Source organism: Solwaraspora sp. WMMD1047 (assembly GCF_029626155.1).
Lineage (GTDB): Bacteria > Actinomycetota > Actinomycetes > Mycobacteriales > Micromonosporaceae > WMMD1047.
On the sequence record NZ_JARUBL010000001.1, the window covers coordinates 2,475,800 to 2,491,701 of the forward strand.

At 71.5% G+C, this 15,902-nt stretch carries 11 protein-coding genes; 7 read left to right on the forward strand and 4 right to left on the reverse strand.

Annotated elements, in window-relative coordinates; all coding sequences use genetic code 11:
* Positions 1-2: 2 nt before the first annotated feature.
* The 6 genes from O7627_RS11430 (at position 3) to O7627_RS11455 (ending at position 11,262) form a co-directional block, all read left to right on the forward strand.
* Positions 3-1,988, forward strand: a complete 1,986-nt coding sequence (locus O7627_RS11430) for a CRTAC1 family protein (RefSeq protein WP_278093475.1) — start codon at positions 3-5, stop codon at positions 1,986-1,988.
* Positions 1,985-3,010, forward strand: coding sequence for an enediyne biosynthesis protein (locus tag O7627_RS11435; protein WP_278093476.1), 1,026 nt, complete (start codon positions 1,985-1,987; stop codon positions 3,008-3,010). Before O7627_RS11430 ends, O7627_RS11435 begins: the two co-directional genes overlap by 4 nt.
* Positions 3,007-8,775 (forward strand): type I polyketide synthase, encoded by a 5,769-nt coding sequence (locus tag O7627_RS11440; protein ID WP_278093477.1) that lies wholly within the window; start codon positions 3,007-3,009, stop codon positions 8,773-8,775. The genes O7627_RS11435 and O7627_RS11440 overlap by 4 nt, the downstream gene beginning before the upstream one ends.
* A 2-nt stretch (positions 8,776-8,777) precedes the next feature.
* Entirely contained in the window at positions 8,778-9,215 is a 438-nt protein-coding gene (locus O7627_RS11445; protein ID WP_278093478.1) for an acyl-CoA thioesterase, read from the forward strand.
* Between the two features lie 185 nt (positions 9,216-9,400).
* Positions 9,401-9,895, forward strand: coding sequence for a flavin reductase family protein (locus O7627_RS11450; RefSeq protein WP_278098250.1), 495 nt, complete (start codon positions 9,401-9,403; stop codon positions 9,893-9,895).
* A complete protein-coding gene (locus O7627_RS11455) occupies positions 9,892-11,262 on the forward strand; it encodes a cytochrome P450 (protein ID WP_278093479.1) in 1,371 nt (456 codons plus the stop codon). Before O7627_RS11450 ends, O7627_RS11455 begins: the two co-directional genes overlap by 4 nt.
* Before the next feature lie 76 nt (positions 11,263-11,338).
* Here the strand turns inward: O7627_RS11455 and O7627_RS11460 are convergent, their stop codons facing one another.
* Entirely contained in the window at positions 11,339-12,124 is a 786-nt protein-coding gene (locus tag O7627_RS11460) for an AraC family transcriptional regulator (protein ID WP_278093480.1), read from the reverse strand.
* A gap of 641 nt (positions 12,125-12,765) precedes the next feature.
* On the opposite strand from O7627_RS11460, the gene O7627_RS11465 reads away from it, so the two are divergent.
* Positions 12,766-13,947 carry a low temperature requirement protein A gene (locus O7627_RS11465; protein WP_278093481.1) on the forward strand — a complete coding sequence of 394 codons (1,182 nt, stop codon included), beginning with the start codon at positions 12,766-12,768 and terminating at the stop codon, positions 13,945-13,947.
* Between the two features lie 45 nt (positions 13,948-13,992).
* Here O7627_RS11465 and O7627_RS11470 read toward each other — a convergent pair whose 3' ends face one another.
* The 3 genes from O7627_RS11470 to bioB are packed head-to-tail and all read right to left on the reverse strand — an operon-like array spanning position 13,993 to position 15,845.
* On the reverse strand, positions 13,993-14,592 hold the full coding sequence (locus tag O7627_RS11470) for a disulfide bond formation protein DsbA (protein WP_278093482.1): 600 nt from the start codon (positions 14,590-14,592) through the stop codon (positions 13,993-13,995).
* A gap of 32 nt (positions 14,593-14,624) precedes the next feature.
* A complete protein-coding gene (locus O7627_RS11475) occupies positions 14,625-14,843 on the reverse strand; it encodes a hypothetical protein (RefSeq protein WP_278093483.1) in 219 nt (72 codons plus the stop codon).
* 6 nt (positions 14,844-14,849) lie between these two features.
* On the reverse strand, positions 14,850-15,845 hold the full coding sequence (gene bioB / locus O7627_RS11480) for a biotin synthase BioB (protein WP_278093484.1): 996 nt from the start codon (positions 15,843-15,845) through the stop codon (positions 14,850-14,852).
* Positions 15,846-15,902 lie beyond the last annotated feature (57 nt).

The following is a 15,902-nucleotide window of genomic DNA, read 5'->3' on the forward strand; positions in this document are numbered from 1 at the left end:
TGGTGTCCTCGACCCTGAGGTGGCTGAGGCGGCAGATGGCGGGGGTTCTCGCCCTCGTCCTCGTCGCGGGACTGTTCCTGGCGGCCAGGCTGCCCTCGGCCAGTGCCGAGGAGATCGACGACCTCGCGGACCGGTACAACTTCACCCCGCTGTCCATCTCGCTACCCGGCGGCTTCCCGCAGAAGACCGTGCGCGCCGTCAACAAGGACTACAAGAACATCGAGAGCTGGATCTCGTCGGTCGGCGCGTCGATCGCGATGAACGACCTCGACGGCGACGGCCTCGCCAACGACCTCTGCCTCACCGATCCCCGGATCGACAAGGCGGTGGTCACCCCGGCACCGATGCCGGGCCAACCGCGGTACGCCGCGTTCGCGCTCGATCCGGGTACGTTGCCGATCGACCGCACCATGGCGCCGACCGGCTGTCTGCCCGGCGACTTCAACGAGGACGGCCGGATGGACCTGATGGTCTACTTCATGGGCCGGTCCCCGATCCTCTACCTGGCCCGGCCGGACGCCACCGCGCTGACCGCCGCGAGCTACGCACCGATGGAGCTGCTCGCCAACGCCAGCTCGGGGGGCAGCTACACCGGGCCGCAGTGGCAGTCCACCGCGGTCGCCTACGCCGACTTCGACGGTGACGGGCACGACGACATCTACATCGGCAACTACTTCCCGCACGGCCCGGTGCTCGACGACACCGCCGACAAGGGCGTCGAGATGAACGACTCGATGTCGCACGGCATCAACGGCGGCGAGGACTACATCTTCCGGTGGACCGGCGCCACCACCGGCCCCGCGCCGACGGCGACCTACCAGCTCGCCGAGGGCGTGCTCTCCACCGAGATCTCCAAGGGCTGGGTGCTCGGCGCGGGCGCCGTCGACCTCGACGGGGACCGGCTGCCCGAGCTCTACCTGGCGCACGACTTCGGCCCGGACCGGCTGCTCTACAACCGCTCCACCCCCGGCAAGATCGAGTTTTCGCTGGTGGAGGGCGTCCGCAAGCCGCTGGTGCCGAAGTCCAAGCGGGTCGGCGCCGACTCCTTCAAGGGCATGTCGGTCGACTTCGGCGACCTCAACCGGGACGGCCTGTACGACATGTACATCAGCAACATCACCACCTCGTTCGGCATCGAGGAGAGCCACTTCGCCTACGTGAGCACCGCGAAGGACCGGGCCGACCTGCGGCAGCGGCTGCGCGACGGGGAGGCGCCGTACCAGGACGACAGCGCCGACCTCGGGCTGGCCTGGTCGGGCTGGGGCTGGGACGTGAAGATGGCCGACTTCAACAACGGCGGCGACCTGACGGTGGCCCAGACCACCGGCTTCGTCAAGGGCAAGGTCAACCGCTGGGCCCAGCTCCAGGAGCTGGCCACGGCGAACGACGGGCTGGTCGCCAACCCGTTCTGGTGGCCGCACGTACGCGAGGGCGACGACGTCGCCGGCGACCAGACGCTGGCCTTCTTCGTCAAGGGTGACGACGGGCGCTACGTCGACCTGGCCGGCCCGCTCGGGCTGGCGGTGCCGGTGCCGACCCGGGGGATCGCCACCGGCGACGCCGACGGCGACGGCCGGCTGGACTTCGCGGTCGCCCGGCAGTGGGAGGCCCCGGTCTTCTACCACAACGACAGTCCGTCCCAGGGCTCGTTCCTGGGGCTGCGGATGACCCACGAGACGGCGCCCGCCGTCGCCGGCTCGGTGCCGGCCGCCGGCACCCTACCGGCCGCCGGCTCGCCCGTGGTGGGCGCGCAGGTGACGGTCAAGACCGCCGACGGGCGCACGCTCATCGGCCAGGTGGACGGCGGCAGCGGACACGCCGGCAAGCGCAGCTCCGAGGTGCACATCGGGCTCGGAGCCGGGGTTTCCGGACCGCTGGACGTGCACATCGAGTGGCGCGACCGGACCGGTCAGGCCCGCGAACAGGATCTGCAACTGACCCCGGGCTGGCACTCGCTGCGGCTCGGCTCCCAGGTGACGGAGGGATGACGGACGTGGCTGACACGAAGACAACAACGGCGACCAAGGGTTCGAACCAGGCGCCGCGCGACCCGAAGGTGATCAAGGCACTCCGCAACTTCGCCATCTCGATGACGGTCTTCAACATCCTCGGCTACACCTGGCTCGGGTTCGAGCAGGCGTGGACCTGGCCGCTCATCGCGCTGGCCACCGGTTACACCACGGAGATCGTGCTGGAGATCGTCGGTGCCCGGGGCGAGGGGCGGGCCCCCCGCTTCCTCGGCGGCGGCGTACGCGGCGTGGTGGAGTTCCTCTACCCGGCACACATCACCAGCCTCGCGGTGAACCTGCTGCTCTACGTCAACGACCAGGCCCTGGTGATGATGTTCGGGGTGGTGGTCGCGATCAGCGGCAAGTGGCTGTTCCGGGCGCCGGTGCGCGGCCGACTGCGGCACTTCATGAACCCCTCCAACTTCGGCATCATGATCGTGCTGGTGCTCTTCCCATGGGCGAGCGTCGCGCCGCCGTACCACTTCACCGAGAACGTTTCCGGGATCATCGACTGGATCGTCCCGGCCGTCATCATCACCTTCGGCACGATGCTGAACGCCAAGCTCACCGGCCGGATGTGGCTGATCGCCGGCTGGCTGAGCGTCTTCGCGCTCCAGTCGATCGTCCGCGGGCTGTTCCTCGAAACCTCCATCCCGGCGGCGCTGAGCACCATGACCGGGGTGGCGTTCGTGCTCTTCACCAACTACATGATCACCGACCCCGGGACCAGCCCGTCCCGGCCGCTCTCGCAGGTCGCCTTCGGTGGCGGCGTGGCCCTGGTCTACGGGGTCCTCACCGGCGCGAGCATCGTCTACGGGCTCTTCTTCGCCACCGCGATCGTCTGCGCGATCCGGGGCGGCTTCCTCTGGTCGCTGCACATCGCCAACAAGGCGCGCGAGCAGCGCGAGGCCGAGCAGCGGATACCCGACGGCGTCAGCCAGCCGGTCATCTCGCCCAACGGCCACAACCAACCTGTCGGAAAGGAGGTGGTCCCGGCATGAGCGGGATCGCCATCGTCGGCATGGCCTGCCGTTACCCGGACGCCACCTCGCCCCGGGAACTGTGGGAGAACGCCCTGTCCGGTCGGCGCGCCTTCCGGCGACTGCCCGACGTGCGGATGCGGCTGGCCGACTACTGGGCGGAGGATCCGGCGACCCCGGACCGCTTCTACGCCCGCAACGCGGCCGTCATCGAGGGGTACGAGTTCGACCGGATCGCCTACAAGGTGGCCGGCAGCACCTACCGCTCCACCGACCTGACCCACTGGCTGGCCCTGGACACCGCCGCGCTGGCGCTGGCCGACGCCGGCTTCCCGATGGCCGAGGGACTGCCCCGGGAGCGCACCGGGGTGGTGGTCGGCAACAGCCTCACCGGCGAGTTCTCCCGGGCCAACCAGATGCGCCTGCGGTGGCCGTACGTGCGCCGGATGGTCGCCGCGGCGCTCAAGGAGCAGAACTGGGACGACGACCAGCTCGCCGTCTTCCTCGACGACTTCGAGTCCAGCTACAAGAGCCCGTTCCCGGACATCGACGAGGACACCCTCGCCGGGGCGCTCTCCAACACCATCGCCGGCCGGATCTGCAACCACTTCGACCTCAAGGGCGGCGGCTACACCGTGGACGGGGCCTGCTCCTCGTCGCTGCTGTCGGTCGCCACGGCCTGCAAGGCACTCGTCGACGGCGAGGTGGACGTCGCGGTCTCCGGCGGCGTCGACCTGTCGATCGACCCGTTCGAGATCGTGGGATTCGCCAAGACCGGCGCGTTGGCCAAGCGCGAGATGCGGGTCTACGACAAGGACTCCAACGGATTCTGGCCCGGTGAGGGCTGCGGGATGGTCGTGCTGATGCGCGACGACGAGGCCCGGGCCGCCGGTCACCGGATCTACGCCACCATCGCCGGCTGGGGCATCTCGTCGGACGGCAAGGGCGGCATCACCCGACCCGAGGTGAGCGGCTACCAGCTCGCCCTGCGGCGGGCGTACGACCGGGCCGGCTTCGGCGTCGAGAGCGTGCCCATGTTCGAGGGGCACGGCACCGGCACCCAGGTCGGCGACACCACCGAGCTGCGCGCGCTGTCGCTGGCCCGGCGGGCGGCCGACCCGGCCGCCCCACCCGCGGCGATCAGCTCGATCAAGGGCATGATCGGCCACACCAAGGCCGCGGCGGGGGTGGCCGGCCTGATCAAGGCCGCGATGGCGGTGCACCACCAGGTCATCCCGCCGACCATCGGCTGCGTCGACCCGCACGAGGAGCTGACCAGGGACGACTCGGCGCTGCGGGTGCTGCGCAAGGCCGAGCCGTGGCCGGACGCCGAGGTACGCGCCGGGATCACCGCGATGGGCTTCGGCGGCATCAACACCCACGTCGTGCTCTCCGGCGGCACCCCGCGGCGGACCGGTTCGTTCGACACCCGCACCCGGGCGCTCGCGGCCTCCGCACAGGACGCGGAGCTGCTGCTGGTCGACGCCAACTCGCCCGACGAGCTGGCCGCCCGGCTGTCCCGGCTGGTCGAGTTCGTCCCCATGGTGGCCTACGGCCAGCTCACCGACCTCGCCGCGACCCTGCAGCGGGAACTGCGTGACCTGCCCTACCGGGCCGCCGTCGTGGCCAGCTCGCCGGAGGACGCGGTCCGCCGGCTGAGTCGGTTGCTGGACGCCGTCGGGGCCGGCGAGACCCGGCTGATCAGCCCGGACGGGCGGACCTTCCTCGGCCAGGCCCGCGGGCCGGGCCGGATCGGGTTCCTCTTCCCCGGTCAGGGTTCGGGCCGCGGCACCAGCGGCGGCGCCCTGCGCCGACGGTTCGCCGAGGTCGAGGAGGTATACCAGCGATCCGCGTTGCCGACCGCCGGCGACATGGTGGCTACCGCGGTGGCACAGCCGCGGATCGTCACCGGCGCGATGGCCGGGCTGCGGGCCCTCACCGCGCTGGGCATCGAGGCGACCGTCGCGGTGGGACACAGCCTCGGGGAGATCGCCGCCCTGCACTGGGCCGGCGCGCTCGACGAGCAGACCCTGCTGCGGATCGCCGCCACCCGCGGTCAGACCATGACCGAGCACAGCTCGTCGGGGACGATGGCAAGCGTCGGCGCTCCGCCGGAGGTGGTGCAGGAGCTGATCGGCGACGTGCCGGTGGTGATCGCCGGCTACAACTCCCCGGAGCAGACCGTGGTCGCCGGCTCGGCCGAGGCGGTCGCGGCGCTCGGACGCAAGGCCGGCGACGCCGGCCTGACCTGGACCCGGTTGTCGGTCTCGCACGCGTTCCACTCGCCGCTGGTGGCACCGGCGGCGGACGCCTTCGGTGACCGGCTGACCGGCGAGCGGTTCGGCCCGGTCGGCCGGCGGATCATCTCCACCGTGACCGGCGAGGCGCTGGCCGTCGACACCGATCTGCCGGCGCTGCTGCGCCGCCAGATCACCGATCCGGTGCTGTTCACCCAGGCCGTCGGCCTGGCGGCCAAGGACGTCGACCTGTTCATCGAGGTCGGTCCGGGCCGGGTGCTCAGCGGCCTGACCACCGCCAGCACCGAGGTGCCGGCGGTGGCCCTGGACACCGACGACGAGTCGATGGCCGGGCTGCTGCGGGTGGTGGGCGCGGCGTACGTGACCGGCGCCTCGGTCGTGCACGACGCCCTCTTCCACGGCCGGCTGACCCGGCCGCTGCGGGTGGGCGCCGAGTTCAAGTTCTTCGCCAGTCCGTGCGAGGCGGCCCCGCCGCTGTCCATCGGCGGCGCGGCGCGCCGCCCGTCGGCGCCGACGACGCCGAGCGAACCGGAGCCGGTCGGCGCCCCGGCCGGTGACGAGTCCAGCCTGGACCTGCTGCGGCGGCTCGCCGCCGAGCGGGCCGAACTGCCGCTCGAGATGGTGGCCGACGACAGCCGGCTCCTCGACGACCTGCACCTGAGCTCGATCACGGTCGGTCAGGTGATGAACCAGGTCGCCCGGGAACTCGGTCTGTCGGCGGCGCAGACACCGACGAACTTCGCCACCGCCACGGTCCGCGAACTGGCCGAGGCGCTCGACGAGCTGTCCGAGACGGCCGCCGGCGGCGACACCGGTCCGGCACCCGTGGTCACCGGCGCCGCGCCGTGGGCCCGGCCGTTCAGCCTGGACCTCGACGTGCTGCCCCGGCCGCCCCGGGCGGCGGCCGAGCCGAACGGCAGCTGGCGGGTGTACGAGGGCGGCCGCAACCCGATCGCCGAGCCGCTGCGCCAGGCGCTGGAACACGGCGGGGTCGGCGGCGGGGTGCTGGTCTGCCTGCCCCCCGACTGCGACGAGGCCGCCCTGGAACTGGCCCTGCTGGGCGCCCGGACGGCGTTGGGCGGGCCGGCCGGCGGCCGGTTCGTGCTGGTGCAACACGACCGCGGCGCGGCCGGGCTGGCCAGGACCCTGCGGCTGGAGGCGCCGCAGGTGCGGACCACGATCGTGCACGTGCCACCGATCGCCGAGGCGGTCGACTGGGTGCTGGCCGAGGTGGCCGCCACCGCCGGCTTCAGCGAGGCGCACTACGACGCCGACGGGGTCCGCCGGGTGCCGACGCTGCGTGCGATGCCGGCCCGGCAGGCCCGGGTCGAGCAGCCGTTGGACGCCTCCGACGTGCTGCTGGTGACCGGTGGCGGAAAGGGGATCACCGCCGAGTGCGCCCTGGCGGTCGGCATCGACACCGGTGCCCGACTGGCGATCCTGGGCCGCTCCGACCCGGCCGACGACGCCGAACTGGCGGCGAACCTGCGGCGGATGGCCGACAGCGGGCTCACCGTGCACTACGCCCGGGCCGACGTCACCGACGCCGGACAGGTACGCGACGCGGTCGCCGGCGTCCGGCAGGCCCTCGGGCCGGTCACCGCCGTACTGCACGGGGCCGGCCGCAACGAACCCGCCGCGCTCGGCACCCTCACCATGGACGCGTTCCGTCGTACCTTCGCTCCGAAGATCGACGGGCTGCAGGCGGTCCTGGCCGCGGTGGAGCCCGGTGAGCTGCGGCTGCTTGTCACCTTCGGCAGCATCATCGGCCGGGCCGGGCTGCGCGGCGAGGCGCACTACTCCACGGCGAACGGCTGGCTCGCCGACCTGACCACCGAGTTCGCCGAGCGGCACCCGGACTGCCGGGCCCGCTGCATGGAATGGTCGGTCTGGTCCGGGGTCGGGATGGGTGAGCGGCTCTCGGTGGTGGAGTCGCTGTCCCGCGACGGCGTGACGCCGATCTCACCGGACCAGGGCGTAGCGATCATGCGGAGGCTGGTCAGCGACCCGGACGCCCCCACCGTGACGGTCATCAGCGGCCGCACCGAGGGGATCGACACCGTCCGGTACGCGCTGCCCGAGCTGCCGCTGCTGCGCTTCGTCGACCGGACCCTGGTCCGGTACCACGGGGTGGAGCTGGTCACCGAGGTGGAGCTGAGCGCCGGCACCGACCTCTACCTGGCCGACCACCTGCTCGACGGGAACCTGCTGTTCCCGGCGGTCTTCGGCATGGAGGCGATGGCCCAGGTGGCGACGGCCGTCACCGGCCGGGACGAGGTGCCGATCATCGAGGAGGCGGAGTTCGCCCGGCCCATCGTGGTGCCGCCCGCGGGCAGCACCACGATCCGGGTGGCGGCCACCGTGACCGACGGCGAGTACGTCGAGGTGGCCATCCGCAGCGCCGAGACCGGGTTCGCGACCGACCACTTCCGGGCCCGGCTGCGGTTCACCGACGGCGGGGTGCCGGACGGCCCGCCGGACCAGGTGACCGGCGATCTGCCGGTCGTGCCGCTGGAACCGATGCGCGACCTCTACGGCGACACGCTTTTCCAGGGCGGACGGTTCCAGCGGCTGCGCGGCTACCACCGGGCCGCCGCCCGGCACGTCGACGTCGACGTCGAGGCGACCGACGCGGTCGACTGGTTCAGCTCGTTCCTGCCGGGCACCCTGCTGCTCGGCGACCCGGGCATGCGCGACGCGCTCATGCACGGCAACCAGGTCTGCGTGCCGGACGCCACCTTGCTGCCGCAGGGCATCGAGCGGGTGTACCCGGGCGGGGAGAAGCTGGCGGCGGCCGAACGGCTGCGCTACTGCGCCACCGAGCGGTCCCGCGACGGCGACACCTACGTCTACGACATCGCGGTCCGCACGATGGCGGGCCAGACCGTCGAACGCTGGGAGGGCCTGCGGCTGCGGGCGGTCCGCAAGAACGACGGGACCGGGCCGTGGGTGGCGCCGCTGCTCGGGCCCTACCTCGAACGAACCCTCGGGGATCTGCTCGGGGCCCGGATCGGGGTGGCCGTCGAGCCGGAGAACGGGCGGGAACGCCGGGCCGAGACCGCGGTGGCGGTCGGCCGGGTGCTCGGCGGGCCGGCGCGGCTGCGGTACCGGCCGGACGGCCGGCCCGAACTCGACGGGGCGGGGTCCGTCTCGGCCGCGCACGGGGCCGGGGTGACGCTGGCCGCGGTGGCGACCGGGGTGCTGGGCTGCGACGTCGAGCCGGTGGTCGACCGCTCGGCCGGCGACTGGGCGGGGCTGCTCGGGACGAACCTGGCCCTGGCCGAGGTGCTGGCGGCCGACGAGGGCACCGGGCTCGACCCGGCGGCCACCAAGGTCTGGTCGGCCATGGAGTGCCTGCAGAAGGCCGGCCGGACGGTGAACGCTCCGTTGACCGCGGTGCCGTCGGACCGGGCCGGCTGGACGGTCCTCGCCTCCGGCACGCTGCGGATCGCCACCTTCGTCACGGCGCTGCGCGACGGACCGGACCAGGTCGTCTTCGCCTTCCTGACCGATCAGGGACGGGGCTGACGGTGGCGGACTACTTCGAGTACCTGCACACCGTCGGCTTCGAGGAGACGAACGTCGTCGGCAACGTCTACTACGTCAACTACCTGCGCTGGCAGGGACGGTGTCGGGAGATGTTCCTGAAGTCGCACGCACCGGAGGTGCTGGCGGACCTGCAGGACGACCTCAAGCTGTTCACCCTGCGGGTCGACTGCGAGTTCTTCGCCGAGATCACCGCCTTCGACGAGCTGGCGATCAGGATGCGCCTGGTCGAGCTGGTCCAGACCCAGGTCGAATTCAGCTTCGACTACTTCCGGCTGGACGCCGGCGGAAGTGAGCTGCTGATCGCCCGGGGTCGCCAGCGGGTGGCCTGCATGCGCGGGCCGAACACCCGGACCGTGCCGACCCGGGTACCGGAGGCACTGATCCGGGCGCTCGAGCCGTACACGGTCGCCCACCGATAGGACGTGCCCACGCCCGACGGGCGCGGGACCACCGACCGCCGGTGGTCCCGCGCCCGCCCGGACAACCCTTGGTGCCACAGGAGGTCCACGTGAGCGTCGACCAGAACCGTACGAGCGCCGTCACCGCGGCGCCGACCCTGAACCCGGCCGGGGCACCGGACGGACCCGCCGCCCGCGGGGTCGACCTGTCCGACCACAAGCTACTGCGCCGCGCCTTCGGTACGTTCGCCACCGGCATCACCGTGGTCACGGTGGGTGGGGCGAACCCGCACGGCATGACCGCCAACTCCTTCGCCTCGGTCTCCCTCGACCCGCCGCTGGTGCTGGTCTGCGTCGACCACCACGCCACGATGCACGACCGGCTGCTCGACGAGGGCCTCTTCGGCATCTCGGTGCTGGGCGCCGATCAGCAGCATGTGGCGCGGCACTTCGCCGACCGATGGCGGCCGCAGGGCCTCGCCGAGTTCGACCCGGTCGACTGGCGACCCGGCGAGATCACCGGGGCGCCGCTGATCGGCGGCGCGGTCGCGCAGTTCGAATGCGCCCTGTGGCGCAGCTACGACGGCGGCGACCACACGATCGTCCTGGGCAACCTGTTGTCCCTGGACCGCTGCGCCGAGCAGGACGCGCTGCTGTTCTTCCAGGGCCGCTTCCGACAGCTCAACGAGGAGACCCGATGACCGTGGAGAAGAGCGGCACGCCGACCGCCGTCCGGCGGGTGCCGCCGGGCCCGCGCGGCAACGCGATGCTGGGCAAGCTGCGGGAGGTGAACAACGACCGGCTCGGCCTGATGACCTCGGTCGCGGCCGAATACGGCGACGCCGTCCGGTTGACCATGGGGCCGAAGTCGCTCTACTTCTTCAACCACCCGGAGACCGCGAAGTACGTGCTCGCCGACAACCACACCAACTACCACAAGGGGATCGGTCTGATCCACGCCCGCCGGGCGCTCGGTGACGGCCTGTTGACCAGCGAGGGCGCCCTCTGGCGCAAGCAGCGCAAGGTGATCCAGCCGGTCTTCCAGCGGGAGCGCATCGCCCGGTCCGCCGGGGTGATCGCCGAGGAGGCGGACCGGCTGGTCGGGCAGCTGCGGACCCGGCTCGACGGCGAGCCCTTCGACGTCGTGCACGAGATGACCGGCCTGACGCTCGGGGTGCTCGGCCGGACCCTGCTCGACGCCGACCTGAGCGGTTTCGACTCGATCGGCAGTTCGTTCGAGGCGGTGCAGGACCAGGCGATGTTCGAGATGGTGTCGCTGAGCATGGTGCCCACCTGGGTACCGCTGCCGCGGCAGGTCAGGTTCCGGCGGGCCCGCCGGGACCTGCAACGCATCGTCGACCAGCTGGTGGAACAGCGGGTGGCGCGCGGCACCGACGGCGAGGACGTGCTGTCCAGGCTGATCAACTCCACCAGCCAGGAGAGTGATCCGCAGGTCCGCCAGGCCCGGATGCGCGACGAGCTGGTGACGTTGCTGCTGGCCGGTCACGAGACGACCGCGAGCACCCTCGGCTGGAGCTTCTACCTGCTCGACCGGCACCCGGAGGTGTTCGAGCGGCTGCGTGCGGAGGCGATCGAGGTGCTGGGGGACCGGCTGCCGGTGTACCAGGACCTGCACCGGCTCACCTACACCGCGGCGGTGGTCGAGGAGGTGATGCGGCTCTACCCGCCGGTCTGGATCCTGCCCCGGCGCGCCGTCGCCGACGACGAGGTGGGTGGCTACCACGTGCCGGCCGGGGCGGACGTGTTGATCTGCGCCTATACGCTGCACCGGCATCCGGCGTTCTGGCCGGAGCCGGACCGCTTCGACCCGGAGCGGTTCGGTACCGGGCGGACCGAGCGGTCCCGGTACGCCTACATCCCGTTCGGGGCGGGCCCGCGCTTCTGCGTGGGCAACAACCTGGGGATGATGGAGGCGGTCTTCGTGCTCGCCATGGTGGCCCGGGAGTTCCGACTCGCCAAGGTGCCGGGCTATCCGGTGGTCGCCGAGCCGATGCTGTCGCTGCGGATTCGCGGCGGATTGCCGATGACCGTGCGGGCGGCCGATTGACGGCTCCACCCGCGATGTCGGGTCGGGTTGCCCGCCTTCGGGTGCGGCGGGAACTCGATAACGGCGGGGCCGACCCTCATCGGCCGACCCCGCCCAGCAATCCGACTCGACCGCTCGCCGCCGCGGCAAGCGCCGACTGGATGTCGATCAAGGCCAGCAGAATGGGCGGGTCGATAGTCTGCATCTCCACCAGTGTGATGTCGACGTGGGTCAGGCTGGTGACCGGGTCAATGGAAACCGGACCACCCATTCCGACCAATGGTGCGGCACCGTTCATCGGCGGCCAGCAGGAGAGTGCGTCGGATCGGGGTGAGGCGACCGCCAGGACGTACCAGATGCCATTTGGCACGTTCTCCAGCTCGCAGGAGCCGGCCCGGTCGAGGATGTTGCAACTGATCGGCCGACCTTCGGGGATGCGGTCCGGGAAGACGCCGACGAAAACCGGGCCGAGATCCTCGTGGCGCGGGGCCCGAATGTCGCATCGAATGCCGGCGGTGCAGGTGCCGGCCATCCATTCGTTCTCCACCTGGGTCAGGGCGCTGAAGCCCCGCAGCCGGCGGAAGGTGGTGGGTGACATGCCCACGCTCGCGGTGAATCGGCTGGTGAAGGTGCCTACGCTGGTGTAGCCCACGCGGTGGCTGATGTCCGCGACGGTCAGCGGCGTCTCCATGAGGAGTCGCTTGGCCTCGTTCAGCCGCATGGCCGACAGGAATCGTCCGGGTGACACTCCGGTGACCCGGTGGAAGACGCGGGAGAAATGGAACTTGCTGAACATGGCGGCCCGAGCCATGTCGTCCACGGTGAGTTGCTCGCCAAGGTTCTGCCGCATAGTTTGAATGACGTGTTCGACGACCTCTTTCATAACGCCTCCTGTTTACGTGCAGATTTCGGGCGTTTGACGATTTAGGAAAGCAACCGGCTCGCGTTGCTCGCCGTGCGCACATGAAGATGACTACCGCGGGTGATGTCACCGGGTAGTGGCCGCGCGGGTGCGCCGGCGATCTGTTCCCCCGTTCCCCCCTTGCAGCCCGACAGATCGAGACCTATGTTAGCGGAGCTGGATTTCAATGTGAAGAACATTCCCGGCGCCGGGATGTCATCAATTCTGCCCGCCCGGCATCGGGCTCCGGAGCGGCGTCCGTGAGGTGGTGAAGTTGGGTGCGTGAAGTCGGATTCACCCTCGACGAAATATCCGGCTATGTCGGATGTTGCCGGCTACTCCGGTATCGTTGCCGTGAATGTGGTTGGGGCTGGCCGGTCTAATACAATACGTCGGGTAATCGCGGCAGCTGTCGTCGATCCGATAGCGGCGGAAAGTATTATCAACATAACCGTCAGTTGGGGCGGCGGCTACTCTGCGGTGAGACCGTGGCCGGTACTCGCGGGCCGGAGCCGACGGCTCCGGCCCCGCTTCTCCGCAGCCGGGAGGCCGATTCCCGACCCGGCCCCGCCCGTCGCATGGTACGAATCATCTGTAATGGGGGAAGTCGGGCGGGGCGACGGATGACGATCAACGCACGGCTCAGGTTGCTGCGCGAGCCGGGCAGTCCTCGGCGGGCCACCTTCCTGGAACTCTTCTTCGACCTCGTCTTCATCGTCGGGCTCGCCCTCGTCTCCCACAGCCTGGTCGACAACTTCGGCGTGGCCGGCGCCGCCCAGGCGTTGCTGATGCTGATGGCGTTCTGGTGGGTCTGGTCCGTCACGGCGCTGGTGACCGACTTCTACGACACCCGGCGACCCCTGATCCAGGTACTCACCATCTGGACCATGTTCGGCACCCTGCTGATGGCGGCCGCCGTGCCGGCCGCGTTCGGGGAGCGCGGTGCGGTGTTCGCGGCCGCGTACGTCGCCATCCACCTCGGCCGGGGAGCCATCCTGGTGCCCGCGCTGCGGGGCCGGCAGGAGCGCAACCGCGCGGTGCGGTACGTCACCTGGTTCGCCATCTCGGCCGTGCCGTGGCTGATCGGAGGGTTCGTCGGCGGCACCGGCCGGCTCGCCTGGTGGGGCGCCGCCCTGCTCCTCGACTACGCCATCTCGGCGATCGGCTACCCGCTGCCCCGGGCCGGGCCGGTGCCCGCCTCGCAGTACCGGGTGACGGCCGAGCACCTCGCCGAGCGCTACCAGCAGTTCTTCATCCTGGCCCTGGGCGACATCATCCTGGTCGCCGGCGTCACCTTCGGCTCGAGCGACTTCACGGCCTGGCAGGCCGTGGCCTTCGTGGTCGCCTTCAGCAGCGCCGCGCTGCTGTGGCGCAGCTACGTCCACCAGGCCGGCGAACTGCTCTCGGCCGCGATCGAGTCGACCGGCGACCGGGCCCGGTTCGCCCGGCTGGCGCCGTACACGCACCTGCTGATGGTCGCCGGGGTGGTCGCGGTGGCGGCCGCCGCGAAGATCACGATCGGACAGCCGGTCGGCGACAACCGGGCCGGCTGGGTCGCCGTGATCTTCGCCGGCCCGGTGCTGTTCCTGATCGGCCGGTCCCGGTTCGAGTACGAGGTGTTCGGCAGAACGTCCCGCCCGATGCTGGTGGCGGTGCTCGTCCTGGTGCTGGTGGCGCCGGTGACGGTGCTGCTCCCGCCGGTCCTGGCCGCCGCGGTGGCGAACCTGGTCCTGCTCGGGATGATCTACTACGACATCGCGACCGGCCACCGGCACCCGTTGGCCCCCGGTGCGCGGGCGGACTGACCTACCCGGGTCGCGGACCGGTCCGACCATCCGGGCCGCAGCAGGTCAGCCGGCCAGATCGGGTTCCTCGTGCGGTCGGCCCCTCAGCTCGTGGAACCCGGGCACGGCGGCGACCAGCAGCACGCCGTCCCACAGTCGCCCGGCCGGCTCACCCGCGGGAACGCGGGAGATCACCGGGCCGAAGAACGCCACCCGCCGGCCGCCCACCGAGGCCGCGATCACCGGGGTGCCGACGTGCCGGCCGACCAGTGCGATGCCGCGCTCGTGCGAGGCGCGTACCCGGTCGTCGTAGTCGGTCGACCCGGCCGCCTCGGCCAGTTGGGCCGGTAATCCGGCGTCGGCCAGCGCGGCCGGCAGGCCGGTCCAGTCGCCGGGCACCAGCACCCGTTCGCCGTACGCGGTGTAGAGCCGACCGAGCGCCGCCGGCCCGAACCGCGCCTCGGCGGCGGCGAAGACCCGGACCGGACCCCACAGGTAACCCTCGGAGTCGCCCTCCGGATCGTCGGGGCGGCCCTCGTTGAGTACCGACAGGCTCATCACGTGCCAGCGCACCGTCACCGGCCGGACCCGCTCGACCTGCCGCATCCAGCGGGAGGTCACCCAGGTGTACGGGCAACTCGGGTCGAACCAGAAGTCCGCGATCATGGTCGGTGCGCGCCTCCTGCCGTCCCCGGGCGTCAACCGCCGGCGGTCAGCTCGCCGTGTCGGACACAGGCGGCCGACCAGCCGGCCGGCAGCACCTGCACCTTCATCCGCCGCCGGCACCGGGGGCAGAACCGGGGCGGCTCCAGGGCACGGGCCGCGACGCAACCGGCGTGCCGACCGGTGCCGGCCGCCTCGCCGCACCGATCGCACCAGGGGCCGGTCGCACCGTCCGCCGCCGCGAGCTCGGTCATGGTGGCTCAGATCGTCGCCGAGAGGGCCTTGACCGGCATCTTCAGCTCGGCCAGCAGCGCGAGATCCTCGGTCGCCGGTCGACCGAGCGTGGTCAGGTAGTTCCCGACGATCACCGCGTTGATCCCGCCGAGCAGGCCGTCCCGGGTGCCCAGGTCACCGAGGGTGATCTCCCGGCCGCCCGCGTACCGCAGGATGGTTTTCGGCATCGCGAGCCGGAAGGCGGCGATGGCCCGCAGTGCGTCCTTCGCGTCGATGACCGGCCGGTCGCCGAGCGGCGTGCCGGGGCGCGGGTTGAGGAAGTTCAGCGGCACCTCGTGCGGGTCCAGCTCGGCGAGCTGCCCGGCGAACTCGGCCCGCTGCTCGACCGACTCGCCGAGGCCGAGGATGCCGCCGCAGCAGACCTCCATGCCGGAGTCGCGGACCATCCGCAGGGTCTCCCAGCGCTCCTCGAAGGTGTGCGTGGTGACCACGTTCGGGAAGTAGGAGCGGCAGGTCTCCAGGTTGTGGTTGTAGCGGTGTACGCCCATCTCGACCAGGTCGTCCACCTGCTTCTGGCTGAGCATCCCGAGCGACGCGGCCACCTGGATGTCGACCTCGGCCCGGATCGCCGCCACGCCGTCGCGCATCTGCTTCATCAGTCGCTCGTCCGGACCGCGGACGGCGGCCACGATGCAGAACTCCGTCGCCCCGGTGGCCGCGGTCTGCTTCGCCGCCTCGACCAGCGACGGGATGTCCAGCCAGACCGACCGCACGGGGGAGGTGAACAGACCGGACTGGGAGCAGAAGTGGCAGTCCTCCGGGCAGCCGCCGGTCTTGAGCGAGACGATGCCCTCCACCTCGATCTCCGGCCCGCACCAGCGCATCCGCACCTCGTGCGCGAGCTGCAGGGCGGCCGGCAGGTCTTCGTCGGGCAGCCGCAGCACGGCGAGCACCCCGTCGGCGTCGAGGCCGACCCCGGTCCCGAGCACCCGGGTCCGGGCCTGGTCGAGGATCTCTGGCATTTCCTCACCCTACAAGGCCGCCCGGCGGCGGCCCGGCGGCAGTTCGGGGCGAGGCCG

Bases quoted from the DNA above. Each gene is read 5' to 3' on its own strand.
- bioB (WP_278093484.1), bottom strand. From the start codon at position 15,845: ATGCCAGAGATCCTCGACCAGGCCCGGACCCGGGTGCTCGGGACCGGG.
- O7627_RS11440 (WP_278093477.1), top strand. From the start codon at position 3,007: ATGAGCGGGATCGCCATCGTCGGCATGGCCTGCCGTTACCCGGACGCC.
- O7627_RS11455 (WP_278093479.1), top strand. From the start codon at position 9,892: ATGACCGTGGAGAAGAGCGGCACGCCGACCGCCGTCCGGCGGGTGCCG.
- O7627_RS11470 (WP_278093482.1), bottom strand. From the start codon at position 14,592: ATGATCGCGGACTTCTGGTTCGACCCGAGTTGCCCGTACACCTGGGTG.
- O7627_RS11475 (WP_278093483.1), bottom strand. From the start codon at position 14,843: ATGACCGAGCTCGCGGCGGCGGACGGTGCGACCGGCCCCTGGTGCGAT.
- O7627_RS11465 (WP_278093481.1), top strand. From the start codon at position 12,766: ATGACGATCAACGCACGGCTCAGGTTGCTGCGCGAGCCGGGCAGTCCT.
- O7627_RS11435 (WP_278093476.1), top strand. From the start codon at position 1,985: ATGACGGACGTGGCTGACACGAAGACAACAACGGCGACCAAGGGTTCG.
- O7627_RS11460 (WP_278093480.1), bottom strand. From the start codon at position 12,124: ATGAAAGAGGTCGTCGAACACGTCATTCAAACTATGCGGCAGAACCTT.